The organism is Variovorax sp. J31P179, assembly GCF_030316985.1.
GTDB classification, from domain to species: domain Bacteria; phylum Pseudomonadota; class Gammaproteobacteria; order Burkholderiales; family Burkholderiaceae_C; genus Variovorax; species Variovorax ginsengisoli_B.
Genome location: NZ_JASZYL010000002.1, coordinates 63,640 through 81,617 on the forward strand (window position 1 = coordinate 63,640; position 17,978 = coordinate 81,617).

Sequence of the window (17,978 nt, forward strand, 5' to 3'; positions counted from 1 at the left end):
CACCTTCGATCTGCAATTATGCAGATCGAAGGTGCATATTTGTCTATTGCCATGGCAAAAGTGCAAAGCTAGGATGAGCCGCTGCAGACCCCCCCATTCCAAGGAGACAAGTTCACATGGACGCCACCACCAACTCCGCGACCCAGGTCGCCACCGTCAAGCTGCTGATCGGCGGCAAGTTCGTCGAGTCGAAGACCACCGAGTGGCGCGACATCGTCAACCCCGCCACGCAGGAAGTGCTGGCCAAGGTGCCGTTCGCGACCCCGGCCGAAGTCGACGCCGCGGTCGCCTCGGGCAAGGAAGCCTTCAAGACCTGGCGCAAGACGCCGATCGGCGCCCGGGCCCGGATCTTCCTCAAGTACCAGCAGCTGATCCGCGAAAACATGGCCGAGCTGGCCGCGATCCTCACGGCCGAGCAGGGCAAGACCCTGCCCGACGCCGAGGGCGACGTGTTCCGCGGCCTCGAAGTGGTCGAGCATGCGGCGTCGATCGGCAACCTGCAGCTGGGCGAACTGGCCAACAACGTGGCCAATGGGGTCGACACCTACACGCTGCTGCAGCCGCTGGGCGTCTGCGCCGGCATCACGCCCTTCAATTTCCCGGCGATGATCCCACTGTGGATGTTCCCGATGGCGATCGTCACCGGCAACACCTTCGTGCTGAAGCCCTCCGAGCAAGACCCGATGGTCACGATGCGCCTGTGCGAACTGGCGCTCGAAGCCGGCATCCCGGCCGGGGTGCTCAACGTGGTCCACGGCGGCGAGCAGGTGGTCAACGCGATCTGCGACCACAAGGACATCAAGGCGATTTCCTTCGTCGGCTCGACCAAGGTCGGCACCCACGTCTACAACCGCGCCACGCTCACCGGCAAGCGCGTGCAATGCATGATGGGCGCGAAGAACCACGCCATCGTGATGCCCGACGCCAACAAGGAGCAGACGCTCAACGCGCTGGCCGGCGCGAGCTTCGGTGCCGCGGGCCAGCGCTGCATGGCGGTGTCGGTGGCGGTGCTGGTCGGCGAGGCGCAGAAGTGGGTGCCCGACCTGGTCGAGAAGGCCAGGACGCTGAAGATCGGCGCCGGCACCGAGAAGGGCGTCGACGTCGGCCCGCTGGTGTCCTGCGCGGCCTACGACCGGGTCAACGGCCTGATCGAGCGCGGCGTGGCCGATGGCGCGACCCTGGCGCTCGATGGCCGCAAGCCCACCGTGCCCGGCTACGAGAAGGGCAACTTCGTCGGCCCGACGGTGTTCGCCGACGTCAAGCCCGGCATGACGATCTACGAACAGGAGATCTTCGGCCCGGTGCTGTGCCTGGCCAATGCCGAGAGCATCGACGAGGCGATCGAGCTGATCAACGCCAACCCGAACGGCAACGGCACCGCGATCTTCACGCAGTCGGGTGCCGCGGCGCGCCGCTTCCAGGAAGACATCGACGTCGGCCAGGTCGGCATCAACGTGCCGATCCCGGTGCCGGTGCCGATGTTCTCGTTCACGGGATCGCGGGCCTCGAAGCTCGGCGACCTGGGGCCGTACGGCAAGCAAGTGATCATGTTCTACACCCAGACCAAGACCGTCACGGCGCGCTGGTTCGACGACAGCACCGTCTCGCACGGCGTCAACACGACCATCAGCCTGAAGTAAGCTCGTCCGCATGGACTTCGAGCTGACCGAGGAGCAGCGCGCCTTCGCCCAGACGGCGCGCGACTTTGCCCTGAACGAATTCGCACCGCACGCGGCGCGCTGGGACGCCGAGGCGATCTTCCCGAAGGACGCCATCGCCAAGGCCGGCGAGCTCGGCTTCTGCGGGCTCTATGCGCCGGACAGCATCGATGGCCTGGCCTTGCCGCGCCTCGATGCCACGCTGGTGTTCGAGGAGATGGCCGCGGTCGATCCGTCGACGACGGCCTTCATCACGATCCACAACATGGCGACCTGGATGCTCGGCGCCTGGGGCGGTCCGGCAGTGCGAGAGCGCTGGGGCGCGGACCTGACCAGCGGGCGCAAGCTGGCCTCGTACTGCCTGACCGAGCCCGGCGCCGGCTCGGACGCCGCATCGCTCAAGACGCGCGCCGAGCTGCAGGGCAGCGAGTACGTCATCAACGGCGGCAAGGCCTTCATCTCGGGCGCCGGATCGACCGACGTGCTGGTGCTGATGGCGCGCACCGGCGGCGGCGGCGCCGGCGGCATCTCGGCGCTGGCGGTGCCGGCCGATGCGCCCGGCATCAGCTACGGCAAGAAGGAACACAAGATGGGCTGGAACAGCCAGCCCACGCGCACCATCGACTTCGACAACGTGCGGGTGCCGGCCGAGAACCTGCTGGGCAGCGAAGGCGAGGGCTTCCGCATCGCGATGAAGGGGCTCGACGGCGGTCGCATCAACATCGCGACCTGCTCGGTCGGCGCGGCGCAAGGCGCGCTCGACGCCGCCCGGCGCTACCTGCACGAGCGCCAGCAGTTCGGCAAGCCGCTGGCCAGCTTCCAGGCGCTGCAGTTCAAGCTCGCCGACATGGCGACCGAACTGGTCGCGGCGCGGCAGATGGTGCGGCTGGCCGCGAGCAAGCTCGATGCCGGCCATGCCGACGCAAGCACCTATTGCGCGATGGCCAAGCGCTTCGCGACCGATGCCGGCTTCAATGTCTGCAACGACGCGCTGCAGCTGCACGGCGGCTACGGCTACCTGAGCGAATTCCCGCTGGAGCGGCTGGTGCGCGATGCGCGCGTGCACCAGATCCTCGAAGGCACCAATGAAATCATGCGCGTGATCGTCGCGCGCAAACTTCTCGAAGGCGACTCCGACATCCGATGACCGACTCCGTCATTCTCTTCAACGAAATCAAGACCGCCGACGGCAAGCGCTTCGGCGTCGCCACGCTCAACGCGCCGGCTTCGCTCAACTCGCTGTCGGTCGCGATGGTGCGGCTGCTGACGCCGAAGCTGCGCGAATGGGCGGCGGATGCGGGCATCGTCGGCGTGCTGCTCGATGCGGCGGGCGAGAAGGCCTTCTGCGCCGGCGGCGACTTGCGCCAGCTCTACCAGACGCTGCTCGAATGCGGTCCGGAACGCAACGAATATGCCGAGCGTTTCTTCGCCGAGGAGTACGAGCTCGACCACCTGATCCACACCTTCCCGAAGCCCTTCCTGTGCTGGGGCCACGGCATCGTGATGGGGGGCGGCGTCGGCCTGATGGCGGGCTGCTCGCACCGCGTGGTCACGGCGCAGAGCCGGGTCGCCATGCCCGAGATCAACATCGGCCTGTACCCGGATGTGGGCGGCAGCTGGTTCCTGCGCCGCATGCCGGGGCGGGTGGGGCTGTTCCTGGCGCTGACGGCGGCGCCGCTGAATGCCGCGGATGCGATCTTCTGCGGCCTGGCCGACCTGCTGGTGCCGCACGAGAACAAGGCGCAAGTCCTGTCCTCGATGGCTTCGACCGCATGGCAGTCGGATGCGCCAGCCGACCGCGCCACCTTGTCTCGTCTGCTGGCGCAGGCCGGCGAAGGCGCCGAACTGCCGCCCTCGAAGCTGCGCGAGCACTTCGACACCATCAACGCGCTGATGGCCGGCGACGACCTGCTCGACATCGCGAAGCGGCTGCGCAAGCTGCAGCACGAAGACCCATGGCTGCAGACAGCCGCGAAGACCTTCGCCAAGGGCGCGCCGAGTTCGGCCGCGCTGAGCTTCGCGCTCTGGCAGCGGGTGCCGCGGATGTCGCTGGCCGAAGTGTTCCGGCTCGAGTACTGGGCCTCGCTGGGCTTCTGTGCCCACAAGGACTTCGCCGAGGGCATCCGCGCCGTGCTGGTCGACAAGGACCGCAATCCGCGATGGAGCCCGGCCACCCTCGAGGAGATCACGCCGGCCTTCATCGAAGATCATCTGCGCCCGCGCGGCGAGATGGCGCCCGAACTGGTGTCGCTCGCCTGAGCGTGCCGCCCGCATCCCCACAAGAACGGAGACAGACGACATGAAGATCGCATTCATCGGCCTCGGCAACATGGGCGGGCCCATGGCCCTCAATTTGCTGAAGGCCGGCTACACGCTGAGCGCCTTCGACCTCTCGGCCGAGGCCTGCAGGAAGTTCGCGGCCGAGGGCCTGGCGATCGCCGCCTCGGCGGCCGAGACCGTGGCCGGCGCCGAGGTCGTGATCAGCATGCTGCCGGCCAGCGCGCATGTCGAAGGCCTGTACCTGGGCAGCGACGGGCTGCTCGAGAAGATCGCACCGGGCACGCTGGTGATCGACAGCAGCACCATCGCGGCGGCGACCTCGCGAAAGGTCGCCGAAGCGGGTGCCAGGCGAGGCATCGCGGTGATCGACGCGCCGGTGTCGGGCGGCACCGGCGGCGCGATCGCAGGCACGCTGACCTTCATGATCGGCGGTGCCGAGGCCGACCTCGAGCGCGCCCGTCCGGTGCTCGAGAAGATGGGCGCCAACATCTTCCACGCCGGCGCCGCGGGTGCCGGCCAGACCGCCAAGATCTGCAACAACATGCTGCTCGGCATCCTGATGATCGGCACCTCGGAGGCGATCGCACTGGGGGTGGCCAACGGCCTCGATCCGAAGGTGCTGTCCGAGATCATGCGGCGCTCTTCGGGCGGCAACTGGGCGCTCGAGAAGTACAACCCGCTGCCTGGCGTGATGGAAAACGCGCCGGCATCCAAGGGCTATGCGGGCGGCTTCGGCACCGACCTGATGCTGAAGGACCTGGGTCTGGCGCAGGAGAACGCGGCCGCGGTGCGCGCCTCGACGCCGCTCGGTGGGCTGGCGCGCAACCTGTATGCCGCCCACAGCCTCGGCGGCCATGGGGCGCTGGATTTCTCGAGCGTGATCAAGCTGGTGCAGGGCAAGGCAGCCTGATTCCGAAGCAGGCCAGATTCGGCGCCGCCGCCTCAGGTCCCGAGCATCGGATTGCGCCGCGCCTCGTCGCGGCGCCGGTCGGCCCGCACTTCATTGCAGCGCGGATGGCGGGTGTAGGCGGGTTGGTCGCAATGCGCGGCTTCGCAGCGGGCGGCGGAGAAGAAGTTGAGGTTCTGGCAGCCCTGCCGTGGGTCGAGTGCGGCCGCGCGCGCGGGTGCGGTCGGCGCCGGCCGGCGTTCGACCGCCGCGGGCGTGGGGGGCGGCGGCGCGGGCGCTGCGGCGACGGCGGGTGGCGGCGCGGGCGGCTTGTCGGTCACTTCCGCTTCGCCGGCGCTCAGCGACGAGCCGAGCGGCACCGGCTGCGGCATCGGCTCCGGCGGCCTGCGCGCCTCGGCGGCCTGCGCGGGTGCTGGCGGCGCGACCGCCACCGGCGCCGCGCCGCTTGCGGGCGCGGGTGCGGGCACCTTGCGTGTCACGTAGCCGAACCAGCCGCCGAATCCGATCGCCACCGCGAGCATGAGCGCACCCAGCCCGAGCCAGAATTCGCGCGGCGCGTTCTGCCCGGCGAGGCCGGCCGGGTGCGCCGCGGCTGCGGCGGCCGGCCGCTTCGAGCGCAGGCCATCCAGCAAAGAAGGCCCGGTGGCGGCAAAGCCGGGCAGCTTGCGGGCGCAGCCGTGGCAGAACTTCGCGGCATCGCGGTTTTCGGTCTGGCAGGCGGCGCAGATCACCGGCATCGGAACTCCTTGGGCAACGGGACGCAAGCGTGCATTTTTCGGCCTGGGCGCCGCGGCGTCTGCCAGCCGCCGCCTACTTTTTCCGGTCGTAGACTTGCATGCCTCTGCCCAAGTTCCCAGGCCGGACCCTCACCATGCATCGATTCACTTTATCCATTTTCCCGGTGAGCCTCGCGCTGGCCCTCGCCGCCCCGGTTGTTGCCGCCGACACCCTCAAGAAGCCCGAGCTCGACCGCCTCGCCGCGACCCAGCAGGCGGCGCCTTCGGCCAGCTTCCGCGCCTTCCTGGCGCAGGCCGCCAAGGCCGATCCCAGGCTCAAGCCCGCCATTGCGGCCTACGAGCACAGGCGGCCGCTCGCCGGCGATGACCTGACCCAGGTCGCGCGCCTGCTGGGGCTCTACAACCGCCTTCACAACCAGAAGGCGGTGCTGTCGTCGCTCGAGGCGATGGTCGCGATCCCGACGGTGCGCGACGACAAGGTGCCGCCGCACGAGAGCCCGCAGATCATCGAGTTCGGACGCCTGGTCGAACGCATGGCCAAGGACTTCGGACTGCAATACCGCAACGTCGACAACCGGATCTTCGAGGTCAAGCTGCCGGGCCGGAGTGCCGACGAGTTCGGCATCCTGACCCACGCCGACGTCGTGCCCGTGGTGGCCGACGAGTGGGTGCTCGACGATGGCACGCGGCTCGATCCCTTCAAGATGACGCGCGTGGGCGGCACGCTCTACGGGCGCGGCACGATCGACGACAAGGGCTCGATCGCGGCGGTGCTGTACGCGATGAAGGCCGTGAAGGAAAGCGGCCTGCCGCTGGCCCGCACGATCCGCCTGATGATCGAGACCGCCGAGGAGTCCGGCGGCGACGGCATGAAGTACTACCGCGCGAAGACGCCGCTGCCCGACTACAACATCGTGCTCGACAGCAAGTACCCGGCCGTGGTCGCCGAGAAGGGCCCGGGTGCGCTCAAGGTCTTCTTCCCGGTCGAGGAGGCGGACGGCAGCAGCGCCGTGCGCACCGCCATCACCGCGATGGCGGGCGCCTCGTCGGCCAATGCGGTGCCGCAGACGGCGACCGCCACGCTGAAGGGCGGCGACCTGGCGCAGGTGGCGGCCCGGCTCGAATTCGTCAAGGGCCCCTTCATTCGCAAGTACGAGGGCCAGGGCGGCAAGTTCGGCATCGACATCGCCAAGGGCGCGGACAGCATCGAGGTGAAGGTCACGGGCGTGTCGGCGCACGGCTCGCGGCCGGAGGAGGGCGTCAACCCGCTGCCGCGGCTCGCGCTCTTCCTGCAGGAGTCCGGCGTGGTGACCGCGGGCAACCACTACACCAAGGCCGTCAGGTACCTGATCGACCTCTATGGCACCGGCTACCTCGGCGAGAAGATGGGCGTCGGCTACCAGGACGACTTCATGGGGCCGCTGACCCTGTCGCCCAACCTGATCCGCGAAAAGGACGGCAAGCTCGAAGTGACCACCAATGTGCGCATGCCGCGCGGCAGCACGCCCGAGCAGCTCACCGCCACGCTGAAGGCCAAGATCGACGAGTGGGCCGCGGCGAGCCAGGCCCGGGTCGAGATCGACTATGTGCAGGTCGACTGGATGGCACGCGACCCGAAGGGCGCCTGGTTGTCGACCTTGCTGAACATCTTCGGCGACACCACGGGACTCGAAGCCAAGCCGGTGCCGACCGCGGGCAGCACCACCGCCAAGCTGATGCCCAATGCCATCAACTTCGGTCCGGCGATGCCCGGCAAGAAGTACACGGCGCACAACGCCAAGGAATACAAGGAACTGGCAGACCTCGACGCCGACATGCAGATGTTCACCGAGATGCTGGTGCGGATCGGGAACCTGAAGACGATGCAGTAGGCCCCGCCCGGCGGCAGGATCTTCTTCAGATCTCGCGCCCCAGGCCCTGCGCCCGCAGCACGCCCTTCAGCCGCCGCACCTCGTGCTCGAGGTCGAGGATCAGCGCGGCCGCGTCGAGCCCGACGCCGAAGTCGCGCTCCAGCCGTCGGGCCTCCAGCGCGCATTGCAGGTCTGCGCCATGGAAGCGCCAGTCGTCCGGCCGCTCGGCCGGCGTGCGCGATTCGATGATGCCGACCTCGACCAGCTGGACCACCCAGTCGAGCTGCGCGCCGCAGGCATGCGCGAGTTCGCTGGCGGCCAGGGGGTGCGAGGCGCTCAGGGTGGTGGTCGTGATGGAGACGGAGGAAGTCATGGTCGTCACACTCCGAGATGGCGCCGCGGATCGAATGGCGCGGCCTGGGCGAGCTGCTCGTAGGCCTTGCGCGCGGCGTCGGTGTCGGCCGGCGGCAGTGCGATCTCGAGCAGCAGATACAGGTGGCCCGGCGGCTTGCCCGGCAGGCCGCGTTCCTTGAGGCGCAGCTTGAGTCCGTTGCGGGCCTTGGGCGGCACCGTGACCTCGACCACGCCGCCGCCCGGCGTCGGCACCTTGACCTGCGCGCCGAGCGCGCCTTCGGTCGGCGTGATCGGCAAGGTCATGTAGAGATCGCGGTCCTCGACCCGGTACAGCGGATGCGGCGCGATGCGCACCTCGAGGTACAGGTCGCCGGCCGGCTCGCCGCCGTGGCCCGGCATGCCCTGGCCCGCCAGCCGGATGTACTGGCCCGGATGCACGCCGGGCGGGATCTTCACTGAGAGCGTCCGGGTCTTGAACTCGGGACGGCCCTGGGCGTCGAGCTCCTGCGAGCGCAGCGTGATCTCGCGCTCGGCACCGTTGAGCGCATCTTCCAGCGCGATCTCGATGGCCGCGTGATGGTCCTCGCCGCGGGCGCGGTAGTTGCGGCGTTCGGCACCGCGCCGTTCGGCGGCGCCGAACACCGACGAGAAGAACTCGCTGAAGTCTGCGTGGTCGGCCGGCCCCTGGTTGGCGCCCCGGTGGAACTCGAAGCCTTCGTCCCAGTTCGGCGGCGGCCTGAAGCTGCCGTCCGGACTGCCGCCGCGCGCGACATGGTCGGCCAGCTGGTCGTAGGCGGCGCGCTTTTCCTTGTCGCGCAGCACGTCGTTGGCCTCATTGATCTCGCGCATTCGCTGGTCGGCGTCGGCTTCCTTGCTGACGTCGGGGTGGTACTTGCGCGCCAGCTTGCGGTAGGCCTTGCGCACCTCGTCTTCCGAGGCCCCGCGCTCGAGGCCGAGCGTCTTGTAGTAGTCCTTGAAGTCCATGGCGGTTCCGCGAAGAGTTGTCAGGCAATGGCGGCGCCGCCGTCGACTTGCTGCAGCAGCGACTTGACGCGCCAGCCGGCGCCGTCGCGTTCGAAGCGCAGCGGCTGCGCGTTGCCGAGCAGTCCCATGTCGACCGGCACGCCGAGCAGCGCCGCCAGCACGTAGAGCGAGCCGCCGTGGGCCACGATCAGCACCGGTGCCGGCTGCGCCAGCGCCTGGTCGAGGGCTTCCCGCTTGCGGGCCACGAACTCGGGCAGGGTCTCGCCGCCCGCGGGCGCGCAGGCCCAGTCGATGTTCGCGGACGAGGTGCCGATCAGCTCTCCGAAGTGGCGCTCGCGCAGGCCCTCGTGCACCCAGGGCGCGATGCCGTGCGGCGCCGACACCGCCTGCGCCGTGGTCAGGGCCCGATGCACGTTGCTGCTCACGATGCTGCGGATCGGCTCGCCGGCCAGCAGCTCGGCGGCGCGCGCCGCCTGCTGCAGGCCGAGCGCGCTGAGCGGTTCGTCGGCGGCCTGGAAGATGCGCCGCGCATTGCACTCGGTCTGGCCATGGCGCAGGAAGTAGAAGTGGTCGCAGGCCGGCGCGAGCGGATGCGCGGCGGCCAGGGTGGCGAGTTGGAGCAGGCCGGGATTCATCGGGTGGGTTCCGGGTAAAGGGGAGTTACAGCAGCCATTCGATCGGCAGCACGCCGAGGAAGTCGATCCAGCCCCGCTTGAGCGCGCCGGCGCCGGGTTCGGTGGTGTAGCGCACCTCGCCCTGCGGACTCTGCTCGATCCATTCCATGCCCTGGCCGTCCGCCTGCAGCCGCACCTCGAAGGCCTTGGCGGGGATCGCGGCGTCGAACTGCCGGGCCAGTTGGCCGGACAGGTTCTGGCTGTCGATGATCACGCCCATCTCGGTGTTGAGCCGGGCCGATCGCGGATCGAGGTTGAAGGAGCCCACGAAGATGCGCTCGCGATCGATCGCGAAGGTTTTGGCGTGCAGGCTGGACGCCGAGCTGCCGCGGCTGCCGCTGCCCGGCAGTCCGCCGCCTCGTTCGCCGTCCTGGCCCTTGTCCTTGTCGGGCGGCGGCACCGCATCGCCGGGCTTCAGCTCGTAGACCCGGACCCCGCCCTCAAGCAGCTGCTTGCGGTACTTGGCGTAGCCGGCATGGACCGCGCTGACGTCGGTCGCCGACAGCGAGTTGGTCAGCACGCGCACCTTGACGCCCGAGCCGGCCATCGTCACCAGCGACCTGGTGCCGTCCTTGCCGGGCACGAAGTAGGGCGAGACCAGGTCCAGTTCGCGGCGGGGCTGGCCGAAGGCCGCGACCAGCAGGGGCATCATCTGCAGGTCGCTGCGGTCGGTCGCTTCGAGCACCTTGGCCGGGTCGTCGTGGATGACGTGGGCGCTCGTCCAGTCGAGCGTGAGGCGGCCGTCGTTGAGCTCGCGCAGCAGCGGGGTCTGGCGCACGGCGTCGATGTAGCGCGTGGCCTCGGGATCGCGCGCGACCTGGTCCCAGCCGGCCTTCAGGTCGGCCTGCGCCCCCGGGCCCGGTGGCGCCAGCAGGCTGGCGGCGGGATAGGCCGAGGCGCTGTTCCAGAACAGGTCGAAGGCGGTCGAGACTTCACGCACCACCGGGCCGACCGCCACCACGTCGAGGTCCTGGAAGCCGACCTCCATGTTGGCGCCGAAATACTCGTCGCCGATGTTGCGGCCACCGACGATCGTGAGCTGGTTGTCGGCGGTGAAGGACTTGTTGTGCATGCGCCGGTTGACGCGCGAGAAGTCGAGGGCGAAGTCGCCGACCCGCAGGCCCCGGTTGGCGAACGGATTGAAGAGCCGCACCTCGATGTTGGGATGGGCGTCGAGCGCCGCCAGCATCGGGTCGAGCCCGCCGGTGTTGGCGTCATCGAGCAGCACGCGCACCCGCACGCCGCGTTCGGCCGCGTCCCACAGGGCCTGCCACATGAGCTTGCCGGTGGTGTCGTTGCGCCAGATGTAGTACTGCAGGTCGAGGCTGCGGTCGGCACGGCGGGCCAGCAGGATGCGGGCCGCGAAAGCGTCCTCGGCCGACTGCAGCGCGCGGATGCCGGATTGATTCGGATGGGCCGCCACCGCCGGACCGAAGGTCTTGGCCAGCCGGGTGTCGGCCGTGTTGGCGAGGGCGTGCGACTCGGTCCGTTCGACCTTCCCGGGCAGACTGGCGCAGCCGGTGAGGACCAGGCCGAGAACGAAGGCGATCAGGACACGTGAGGCTGAAAGTGGCACGGCGCGTTTCCGACGATGACGGTGCGGCCATTCTAGGCAGGTTGAAACCGCGAGCCGGCCGTCAGCCGTCATCGACGCGTCACAGTTTCGGGATGTGCAGCGTCTTGCTGATCATCAAGGTGCCCGAGAGGCCGAACAGCAGGGCCAGCGGATGCAGCACCCAGGGCCCGATCGACCAGGCGCCGCCCCAGACGGCGTCGCCGATGTGGCCCTGCCAGGCCGCCAGGGCCAGCAGGCCGACCAGCACCACGCTGGTCGGGATCGGCGTGCCCTCGAAGTACTTGACCTTGTCCGCGCCCTCGGAGAGCGCTTCGGCCGTGACGTTGTAGCGCGCCAGGCGGCTCACGCCGCAGCAGACGAAATAGATCAGCAGCACGCAGTCCCAGCCGCCGTCGAGGCCGGCCGCGAAGGCCAGGGTCGCCGGCAGCACGCCGAAGGAGATCACGTCGGCCAGCGAGTCGAGTTCGCGGCCCAGCGCCGAGTGGGTCTGGCGCCAGCGCGCGATGCGGCCGTCGAAGACGTCGAAGACGAAGGCCGCGGGCGCCAGCGCCGCGGCCCAGAGGAAGTGCGCCAGCGACTGGCTGCGCATGAAGGCCATGGCCAGGAAGATGGCGCCGACGCCGCAGGCCGCGTTGCCGAGCGTGAACGCATCGGCGAGATGGAAGCCGCGGATCATCGAAAAATGCTTGCGGGCCGGCGCGGGGGCTGAAGTGGACATGCTGGGTTCCATGGAGAAATGCGACTGCACCTTAGCTCAACCGCGAGCCGGGGCGTGTAGTCGCATTCTGATGCCGAGCCGGCTCCGCAGGGCGGTTCAATAGGCGAGTCGCAGTGGGGCGCCTTCGCGCTGGGCCTCGATGTCGGCGCGGTGGAAGGGCAGCGGGTGCCATTTCTTGGCCGAGAACAGCGGCAGTTGGTCGTATGAGCGCGGCGAGGCCGGGTCGCTGCTCTGGCCGTAGGTCAGCAGGCCTTGCGCCACCGGGCCGCGCTCGTCGAAGCCGACGGTCTGGATGTAGCTGCTGCCGTAGTTGACGTTGTAGCCCTTCGGATCGATATAGGACTGGCCCTGGCTCTCGACCTTGTTGAGCACGCCTTCGAACTCGTCGCCGCCCGGGATGGCGATCTTCTGGCCGCGCACCGTGCGCGCCTGTACCTCGGCCAGCGGCACGTCGGCCGCGAAGCCGGCGACGCGCACGATGCCGACCGCATCGCCGAGCGCCTTGAAGACCGCGTCGCGGGTGGCCGGCGTGGCCATGTCGAGGCCGGCCGGCGTGACCACGGGGCGCGCCGGATCGAAGGGCACGCGCCAGACCTTCGGCACGTCCTTCGCCTTGCGCCAGAACTCGCGGAACAGCGGCGCCCCCTTGGAGGCGCTGTTGCTGGTGCGGTCCCAGCCGGTCAGCACGCGGCAGCCGAGCGCCTGGTCGGGGGCCAGGGCCGCGGCGTTGGCGCCGCAGGCCGCCGCGAGGTCGTCCATCACCAGCATGCCTGCCAGATTCTTGTCGCGGAAGATCACGCTGCGCAGTTCGTTGCCGCCCATCTTGTTGCCGGGCAGGCCGTCGCTGCCGGCGAGCCGGCCTTCGATCTCCATGATGCCGCTGCGGGTGCGCAGCCGCTGCGCGGTGCCGGTGAAGCCGACCAGCGGCGAGATGCCGGCCGGCGCCGCGATGCGCGGGTTGCTGAGCCAGAAGCTGTCGTTGCTGTTCTGGACCCAGTCGGACGTGACGACCACCGGCATCCGCGCCGGCGGAATCGTGCCGGGCTGGGCGGCCGCGCCGTCGCGGTTCCAGGCGCAGGCCGAGCGCGAGCCGTCGAGCACCGGCAGGCCGGCGGCGCCGAGCAGCGCCGCGGCGGCCGGCGACGGGGCGCACGACTTGAGCAGCTCGGCCGAGACGTCGGGCACCACCGACAGGTCGGCGTACATCGCGTTGCCGTCGCGGTCGGCGGCGATGGTGTTGATCCACGGCATGCCCTGGTTGCCCATCGCGGTGCGCAGTTCGGCCACGTTGCGCGCCAGCGCCATCTGCATCCAGCTCTGGGCCGAGCGGGTGTTGAGCGTGTTGACGTCGCGGATCGCGTAGGCCTTGGTGGCGGTCCAGTCGAGCCCGGCCCGCGGCATCGAGATGACCGGGCCCCATTCGGTGCTGTAGAAGGTCTTCTGCGCCGGTGCGCCGCCCGGCGCGGCGGCCGCGGGGAGGACGATCGTCCTGGCGCTCATCTTCCGGCGCTGGCCGTCGACGAGGTAGACCGTCGGGTCGGCCGGATCGAGCTTCAGCTCGTACAGCGTGAAGCGCTTGCCGGTCGACACCGTGTGGGTCCAGGCCACGTCCTTGTTGAAGCCGATCGACACCACCGGGCTCAGGCCGCCGGTGGCGCCCATGACGTCGAGCTTGCCAGGGATCGTCAGGTGCAGCTCCCAGAAGCGGTTGGTGCCGGTCCACGGGAAGTGCGGATTGCCGAGCACCAGCCCGCGGCCGTCCGGCGTTGCGTTGCGGCCGAAGGCCCAGCCGTTGGAGCCGAACTCGCCGCCTTCGGGATTGGCATTGAAGCTGTGGCGCGCGATTTCGGCCACCGCCTGCGGCAGGTCGACCGCAGCGGCCGAGGTCTTGGTGCCGGCGGCCGGCGGCTCGGCGGCGAGCACGGCGGCCGCCAGGGCGCCGATGCCGCCCTGGATCATCGACATCTCGGTGGTGCGCGCCAGGTCGGCCTGCGTCATCGGCCGCACCCAGGGCTTGCCGCGGCACGCTTCGGGCAGGCCGTTCGGGCCCGCGTCCTGCAGATAGCGGTTGTAGCCGGCCACATAGCCGCGCAGCGAGTCGCGCACGTCGGGCTTGAGGTCGGCGGCGGCCCGCGCGAGGGCGGCGTCGTCCATGTGCGCGCGCACGAAGAGGTCGATCTGGGCGTTCTTGGCCCGGCCCAGGCCGAGCTCGCCCATGCCGTCGGCGCCGAGGAACTGCGAGCGCTCGCCGCGCACCGTCAGCAGATGCTCGGCGGTCTGGCAGACGTTGTCCTGCGCATGGGCGTAGCCGACGCCGTAGGCGATGCCTTCGTAGTCGGGCGCCGTGATGTGGGCGATGCCGAAGGTGGTGCGTTCGATCGTCACGCTGCGGGTGCCGGGGGCCGGGGTGCTGGCGCAGCCGGCCAGCAGCGCGGCCAGTGCGAGGGCCACCGCGCCCGGGGCGGGCAGCGGACTCTTCCTGTGATTCATGTTCGAGGCTCGGGAGTGGAAACGAGCCGTCGATTACAGGGTGCGGGCCCGGCCCTGCGAAGCGTGCTAACCCGCGGTCGCTGTCGCCAAGGCGTCGTGCGCCTCGGCGATGCGGGCGAACCGGCCGAGCAGCCCGGCCGCGAGCGCGGTGGGGGCCACCCGGTCGCGCAGCGCGGCCGGATCGAGGCCCTGGCCGCGCAGGTCGTCGCCCAGGTGGTCGACATAGCCGCGCATGATCTCGGCGTCGAATTCGGGGTGGAACTGCAGGCCCCAGGCCTGGTCGCCGATCCGGAAGGCCTGCGTCGGCTCGAAGGCATTGCCCGCGAGGCGGACCGCGCCTTCGGGCAGTTGCAGCGCGCTCTGCCGATGCACCACATGGGCCTCGAAGCGCGCGGGCAGGCCAGCCATGAGGGCATCGTCGGCGGCCTCGGGCCGGAGTTCGACCTCGACGGTGCCGATCTCCATGCCGCCCGGGTGGTCGCCGGCCTCGCCGCCGAGCGCATCGGCCAGCAGTTGATGGCCGAAACAGATGCCGAGCACCGGCGTGCCGTGAGCGACCAGTTGAGCGAGCCAGCGGCCGGTGGCTTCGCTCCAGGGCGCGCGGTGGGAGACCATGGCATGCGAGCCGGAGACGATGGCGCCCGAAATCTGGTCGGGCGAGGGCAGCGCGTCGCCGCGGCGCGGGTCGAGCACCACGACCGGCAGCCGCGTGTTGCCGAGGCCGTCGGCCATCCAGTGCTCGAAGTCGCCGCGCCGGTCACGCAAGGCGTCGAAGGTTTCACCGACCTTGATGATCGCGAGCGGGCGGGGAGAGCTGTTTTCCATGGCCGGGATGATGCCGCAATCCGGATCGCCCCGAGGGCGTGGGGTCGACCGGCTCAAGGCCCGGCGAGGGCCATGATCGCGTCCGGCACCTGCCGCGCGACTGCGTCCACCAGCGCCTGCCGTTGCGGCGCCTCGCGCCAGCGCAGGCGGCTGCCGGTCTCCCATTCCGGGTGGCTGCGCGCCGGCTGTGCCGCGCGCACCAGGTCGGCCAGCGCGCGCCGGGCCGCCGCCGCCGGCTCGCCGGGGCTGCTTGCGATGCGGTCGACCGCGGCGTGGCCGCGCGACTCGAGCGCGCGCAGAAGTTCGAGTTGCCAGGCCGCCAGCACCAACAGCACCCGGTCCTCCACCGTCAGCTCATGGACGTCGCGCAGCTTGTTGACCAGCTTGCGGCCCAGCGGTCCCAGTCCCTGCGAGACCGCGCCGCCAATGGCGCCGCCCAGCGCCGCGCCGGCGCCGAGCGACAGGCCGGCGAGCGCGAGGTCGGCCACCACGCCGACGGCGGCGCCCACGGCCACCCCCTTGCCGAGCAGGATGCCGGCGTCCTTGAGCGCCTCGGGATTGAAAAAATCCATGGCCCAGCGGCCTTCGAGCAAGGGCAGGGCGGCTTCGTCGGCGTCGCCTTCGCGAAAGCCATGGAGCGCCAGCAGGTCGTCGGCGCAGCGCTGCGCCTTGTCGAACACGGACTTCTGCAGTTCGGCGACGAGGCGCAGGCGGGTCGGCGGGTCGGCGAAGTCGTCGGCCGACGCCGTCCGCCGCATCGATGCGGCATCGACCAGCAGATCGGCGATGCGCGTCCCGGCCGCCCGGCGGCGCTGGGCGGCTTCCGCCTCGAGGCATTCGGCCACCCGGTCGAGCGCTGCGCGCCGGTCGCGCAGCAGGGTCGCCAGGTCGCGGTAGAGCTCGCGCTCGGCGCCGACGAAGGGCGCCGCCGCATCGAAGCGCACCACCACGTGCAGCCCGTAGGCCGACAGCAGCTCTTTCCAGGCCACTTCACGGCTGGCCGCATCGCGCACGAAGTTCAGCACCGGCAGCACCGGCCGCGCACAGGCAGCGAGCAATTCGATCTCGGCGCGGAACTTGGGCAGCACCGGTTCGCGGGCGTCGATCACCAGGAAGGCGGCGTCGACCTCGAGCAGGGCGCGCAGCACCTTCGCCTCCTGCTCGAACACGCCATGCGCCTCCGGGCCTCGCAGGAACTGGCGGATCCGCTCGGGCGGCGTGGCCGCCTTGTCGAGGCCGTCGATGTGCTCGCGCAGCGCCACCCCGTCCTCCAGCCCCGGCGTGTCGAGGAAGCGGACGGCCGCGGCGCCGTCGACCCGCAGGTCGACCGCCTCGACGTGGCGCGTGGTGCCGGGGCGCTCGGACACCTCGCCGAAATTCGCGCGCCGTGTCAGCGTGCGCAGCAGCGAGGTCTTGCCGGCATTGGCATGGCCGACCACGGCGATGCGGATCGGCTCCGTCATGCCCAGCCGTGCATCACGGCCTCCGGGGCTTCGGCGGCGCCGAGCGCGTCGAGGCCGGCATCCGTCAGCCAGGCCTGCCAGCGCGCGCGGGCCGCGCTGTCGTCCGGCGCGCCGAGCAGCCACAGCCGGCATTCGCCGCACAGGGCCATCACCTCGCGCAGGAAGCGCTCGGTGCCGCGGTCCGGGCTGGCGGCGGCCCGGCAGCCGATCACGGCACGGCGCGGGCGGATGTGCGCCAGCATGTCGAGCAACTCGCGCCGCTGCGCCGCGCTGCCGTCGATGCGCAGTATGCGGGCGGCGGTGTCGAGCGAGACCGGAGGCCAATCCTGCTCCGGCGGCAGCTCGAATCCGATTGCGACCAGCGTGTCGGCGGTGTCGCCGGCCGACAGGTGCGCGGGCCTGCCGTGGCCGACCCGGCCCGGGTCGGCATCGACGATCTGCCGCGGGGCGAGGGCGTCGAAGCGCGCCAGCAGCCGCTGGAAATAGGGTTCGGACAGATCCGGCTGCACCGCCTGCCTGCGCAGGGCGCAGACCGCGGCGCTCAGCAGCGCCAGCGCCAGGCGCGGCAGCAGCCCGTAGACCACGATGCAGCCGGTGAGCCACAAGGCCCAGGCACGCTGGCCCGACGCCGCCGCGAGCGGCGACAGCACGGCTTGCGCATCAGGCACCGGAAAGCCCAGCCAGGCCGGCGCGCGCCCCAGCCATTGGACGCTGCGCACGAAGAAGTCGGGCTCGAGGATGGTCGTTTCCCAGCTCAGCGTGTAGTTGCGGAAGGCCAGCGCGAACAGCAGCGCCGCCAGCACCACGGCGAACGAGAACGTCCAGATCGCATGGCTCGCCAGCCCCAGTGCCCATGGCAGCAGCCGGGCGCGCGTCAGCAGCCGGGTGGTCGCCCGCAGCAGCACCGGCGCCTGGCCGCTCCGGCCACCGGCCACGCGGGCCGTGAGGCTCAGCCAGAGCCATCCGAATGAGGCCTGGAAAGCGCCGAGCGGCAGCACCAGCCCGGCCAGCCACAGCAGCAGGGTGACCAGGTGCAGGCCCAGCAGGCTGGTCAGCGCCACCACGACGTTGATCTGCCGCTGGCCGCTCCCGAGCACGTTGCCCGCGAGCGTCAGCCCGGCGACAACGATCAGTGCCACCAGCGCCAGCAGCACCCACGGCGCCCAGGCGCGTGCGCGCGCCAGCTCGGCCTGCAGCCCGATGCGCTGCCCCAGCAGCCGCGCGCGTTCGGCGATGCGGGCCGCCGCGTCGCCATGAAGCGCCATCGCCTGCCGCACCGCCTGTGCATCCTCGAGCGGCCCCGTTTCCTCGAACAGCTTGACGGCCTCGGTGACGGCGGCGTCCTGGAACGAAGAGGGGGGCGCAACGGAATTCAACGGCTTCCTTCACAACGGGAGCGGTGCCGGCGCACCGGGGTGGAGCGCGAAATTATGCCCGTCGATGCCGCGCCGCCGGCCCACGA

General features: G+C 70.5%; 15 protein-coding genes. 5 read left to right on the top strand and 10 right to left on the bottom strand.

What is annotated here, in order from left to right; genetic code table 11:
* The first annotated feature begins 116 nt into the window (after nucleotides 1-116).
* Genes QTI17_RS04630 through mmsB form a run of 4 tightly spaced genes read left to right on the top strand, consistent with a single transcriptional unit; the run spans nucleotide 117 to nucleotide 4,848 of the window.
* A complete protein-coding gene (locus tag QTI17_RS04630) occupies nucleotides 117-1,640 on the top strand; it encodes a CoA-acylating methylmalonate-semialdehyde dehydrogenase (protein ID WP_286531454.1) in 1,524 nt (507 codons plus the stop codon).
* Between the two features lie 10 nt (nucleotides 1,641-1,650).
* Nucleotides 1,651-2,805, top strand: coding sequence for an acyl-CoA dehydrogenase family protein (locus QTI17_RS04635; protein ID WP_286531455.1), 1,155 nt, complete (start codon nucleotides 1,651-1,653; stop codon nucleotides 2,803-2,805).
* Nucleotides 2,802-3,917, top strand: a complete 1,116-nt coding sequence (locus QTI17_RS04640) for an enoyl-CoA hydratase/isomerase family protein (RefSeq protein ID WP_286531456.1) — start codon at nucleotides 2,802-2,804, stop codon at nucleotides 3,915-3,917. Before QTI17_RS04635 ends, QTI17_RS04640 begins: the two co-directional genes overlap by 4 nt.
* Before the next feature lie 40 nt (nucleotides 3,918-3,957).
* Nucleotides 3,958-4,848, top strand: a complete 891-nt coding sequence (gene mmsB / locus QTI17_RS04645) for a 3-hydroxyisobutyrate dehydrogenase (protein WP_286531458.1) — start codon at nucleotides 3,958-3,960, stop codon at nucleotides 4,846-4,848.
* A gap of 32 nt (nucleotides 4,849-4,880) precedes the next feature.
* Here the strand turns inward: mmsB and QTI17_RS04650 are convergent, their stop codons facing one another.
* Nucleotides 4,881-5,582: a hypothetical protein gene (locus QTI17_RS04650; protein ID WP_286531460.1), complete on the bottom strand. Its 702-nt coding sequence runs from the start codon at nucleotides 5,580-5,582 to the stop codon at nucleotides 4,881-4,883.
* 134 nt (nucleotides 5,583-5,716) lie between these two features.
* Between QTI17_RS04650 and QTI17_RS04655 the strand changes: the two genes are divergently transcribed.
* The gene (locus QTI17_RS04655) at nucleotides 5,717-7,453 is read left to right on the top strand and encodes a dipeptidase (RefSeq protein WP_286531461.1); all 1,737 of its coding nucleotides are present in this window, start codon (nucleotides 5,717-5,719) and stop codon (nucleotides 7,451-7,453) included.
* 25 nt (nucleotides 7,454-7,478) lie between these two features.
* Here QTI17_RS04655 and QTI17_RS04660 read toward each other — a convergent pair whose 3' ends face one another.
* The 9 genes from QTI17_RS04660 to QTI17_RS04700 all read right to left on the bottom strand — a co-directional run bounded on the left by QTI17_RS04660 (nucleotide 7,479) and on the right by QTI17_RS04700 (nucleotide 17,892).
* Nucleotides 7,479-7,805, bottom strand: coding sequence for a chaperone modulator CbpM (locus QTI17_RS04660; RefSeq protein ID WP_286531463.1), 327 nt, complete (start codon nucleotides 7,803-7,805; stop codon nucleotides 7,479-7,481).
* Nucleotides 7,806-7,810: 5 nt separating this feature from the next.
* Nucleotides 7,811-8,770, bottom strand: a complete 960-nt coding sequence (locus tag QTI17_RS04665; protein WP_286531466.1) for a DnaJ C-terminal domain-containing protein — start codon at nucleotides 8,768-8,770, stop codon at nucleotides 7,811-7,813.
* A 20-nt stretch (nucleotides 8,771-8,790) separates the two neighbouring features.
* Nucleotides 8,791-9,405 (bottom strand): histidine phosphatase family protein, encoded by a 615-nt coding sequence (locus QTI17_RS04670; RefSeq protein ID WP_286531469.1) that lies wholly within the window; start codon nucleotides 9,403-9,405, stop codon nucleotides 8,791-8,793.
* A 25-nt stretch (nucleotides 9,406-9,430) separates the two neighbouring features.
* On the bottom strand, nucleotides 9,431-11,092 hold the full coding sequence (locus tag QTI17_RS04675; protein ID WP_503011019.1) for a phospholipase D family protein: 1,662 nt from the start codon (nucleotides 11,090-11,092) through the stop codon (nucleotides 9,431-9,433).
* 7 nt (nucleotides 11,093-11,099) lie between these two features.
* Nucleotides 11,100-11,738: a CDP-alcohol phosphatidyltransferase family protein gene (locus tag QTI17_RS04680; RefSeq protein WP_286531472.1), complete on the bottom strand. Its 639-nt coding sequence runs from the start codon at nucleotides 11,736-11,738 to the stop codon at nucleotides 11,100-11,102.
* Between the two features lie 96 nt (nucleotides 11,739-11,834).
* Nucleotides 11,835-14,228 carry a penicillin acylase family protein gene (locus QTI17_RS04685; RefSeq protein WP_286531474.1) on the bottom strand — a complete coding sequence of 798 codons (2,394 nt, stop codon included), beginning with the start codon at nucleotides 14,226-14,228 and terminating at the stop codon, nucleotides 11,835-11,837.
* A 66-nt stretch (nucleotides 14,229-14,294) separates the two neighbouring features.
* Nucleotides 14,295-15,053 (bottom strand): glutamine amidotransferase, encoded by a 759-nt coding sequence (locus tag QTI17_RS04690; protein ID WP_286531476.1) that lies wholly within the window; start codon nucleotides 15,051-15,053, stop codon nucleotides 14,295-14,297.
* Nucleotides 15,054-15,106: 53 nt separating this feature from the next.
* Nucleotides 15,107-16,516 carry a GTPase/DUF3482 domain-containing protein gene (locus QTI17_RS04695; protein ID WP_286531478.1) on the bottom strand — a complete coding sequence of 470 codons (1,410 nt, stop codon included), beginning with the start codon at nucleotides 16,514-16,516 and terminating at the stop codon, nucleotides 15,107-15,109.
* Nucleotides 16,513-17,892 (bottom strand): DUF2868 domain-containing protein, encoded by a 1,380-nt coding sequence (locus QTI17_RS04700; RefSeq protein WP_286531480.1) that lies wholly within the window; start codon nucleotides 17,890-17,892, stop codon nucleotides 16,513-16,515. The genes QTI17_RS04695 and QTI17_RS04700 overlap by 4 nt, the downstream gene beginning before the upstream one ends.
* Nucleotides 17,893-17,978 lie beyond the last annotated feature (86 nt).

Coding starts and splice junctions, on each gene's coding strand:
- QTI17_RS04630 (WP_286531454.1), top strand. CDS start 117: ATGGACGCCACCACCAACTCCGCGACCCAGGTCGCCACCGTCAAGCTG.
- QTI17_RS04635 (WP_286531455.1), top strand. CDS start 1,651: ATGGACTTCGAGCTGACCGAGGAGCAGCGCGCCTTCGCCCAGACGGCG.
- QTI17_RS04640 (WP_286531456.1), top strand. CDS start 2,802: ATGACCGACTCCGTCATTCTCTTCAACGAAATCAAGACCGCCGACGGC.
- mmsB (WP_286531458.1), top strand. CDS start 3,958: ATGAAGATCGCATTCATCGGCCTCGGCAACATGGGCGGGCCCATGGCC.
- QTI17_RS04650 (WP_286531460.1), bottom strand. CDS start 5,582: ATGCCGGTGATCTGCGCCGCCTGCCAGACCGAAAACCGCGATGCCGCG.
- QTI17_RS04655 (WP_286531461.1), top strand. CDS start 5,717: ATGCATCGATTCACTTTATCCATTTTCCCGGTGAGCCTCGCGCTGGCC.
- QTI17_RS04660 (WP_286531463.1), bottom strand. CDS start 7,805: ATGACTTCCTCCGTCTCCATCACGACCACCACCCTGAGCGCCTCGCAC.
- QTI17_RS04665 (WP_286531466.1), bottom strand. CDS start 8,770: ATGGACTTCAAGGACTACTACAAGACGCTCGGCCTCGAGCGCGGGGCC.
- QTI17_RS04670 (WP_286531469.1), bottom strand. CDS start 9,405: ATGAATCCCGGCCTGCTCCAACTCGCCACCCTGGCCGCCGCGCATCCG.
- QTI17_RS04675 (WP_503011019.1), bottom strand. CDS start 11,092: ATGACGGCTGACGGCCGGCTCGCGGTTTCAACCTGCCTAGAATGGCCG.
- QTI17_RS04680 (WP_286531472.1), bottom strand. CDS start 11,738: ATGTCCACTTCAGCCCCCGCGCCGGCCCGCAAGCATTTTTCGATGATC.
- QTI17_RS04685 (WP_286531474.1), bottom strand. CDS start 14,228: ATGAATCACAGGAAGAGTCCGCTGCCCGCCCCGGGCGCGGTGGCCCTC.
- QTI17_RS04690 (WP_286531476.1), bottom strand. CDS start 15,053: ATGGAAAACAGCTCTCCCCGCCCGCTCGCGATCATCAAGGTCGGTGAA.
- QTI17_RS04695 (WP_286531478.1), bottom strand. CDS start 16,516: ATGACGGAGCCGATCCGCATCGCCGTGGTCGGCCATGCCAATGCCGGC.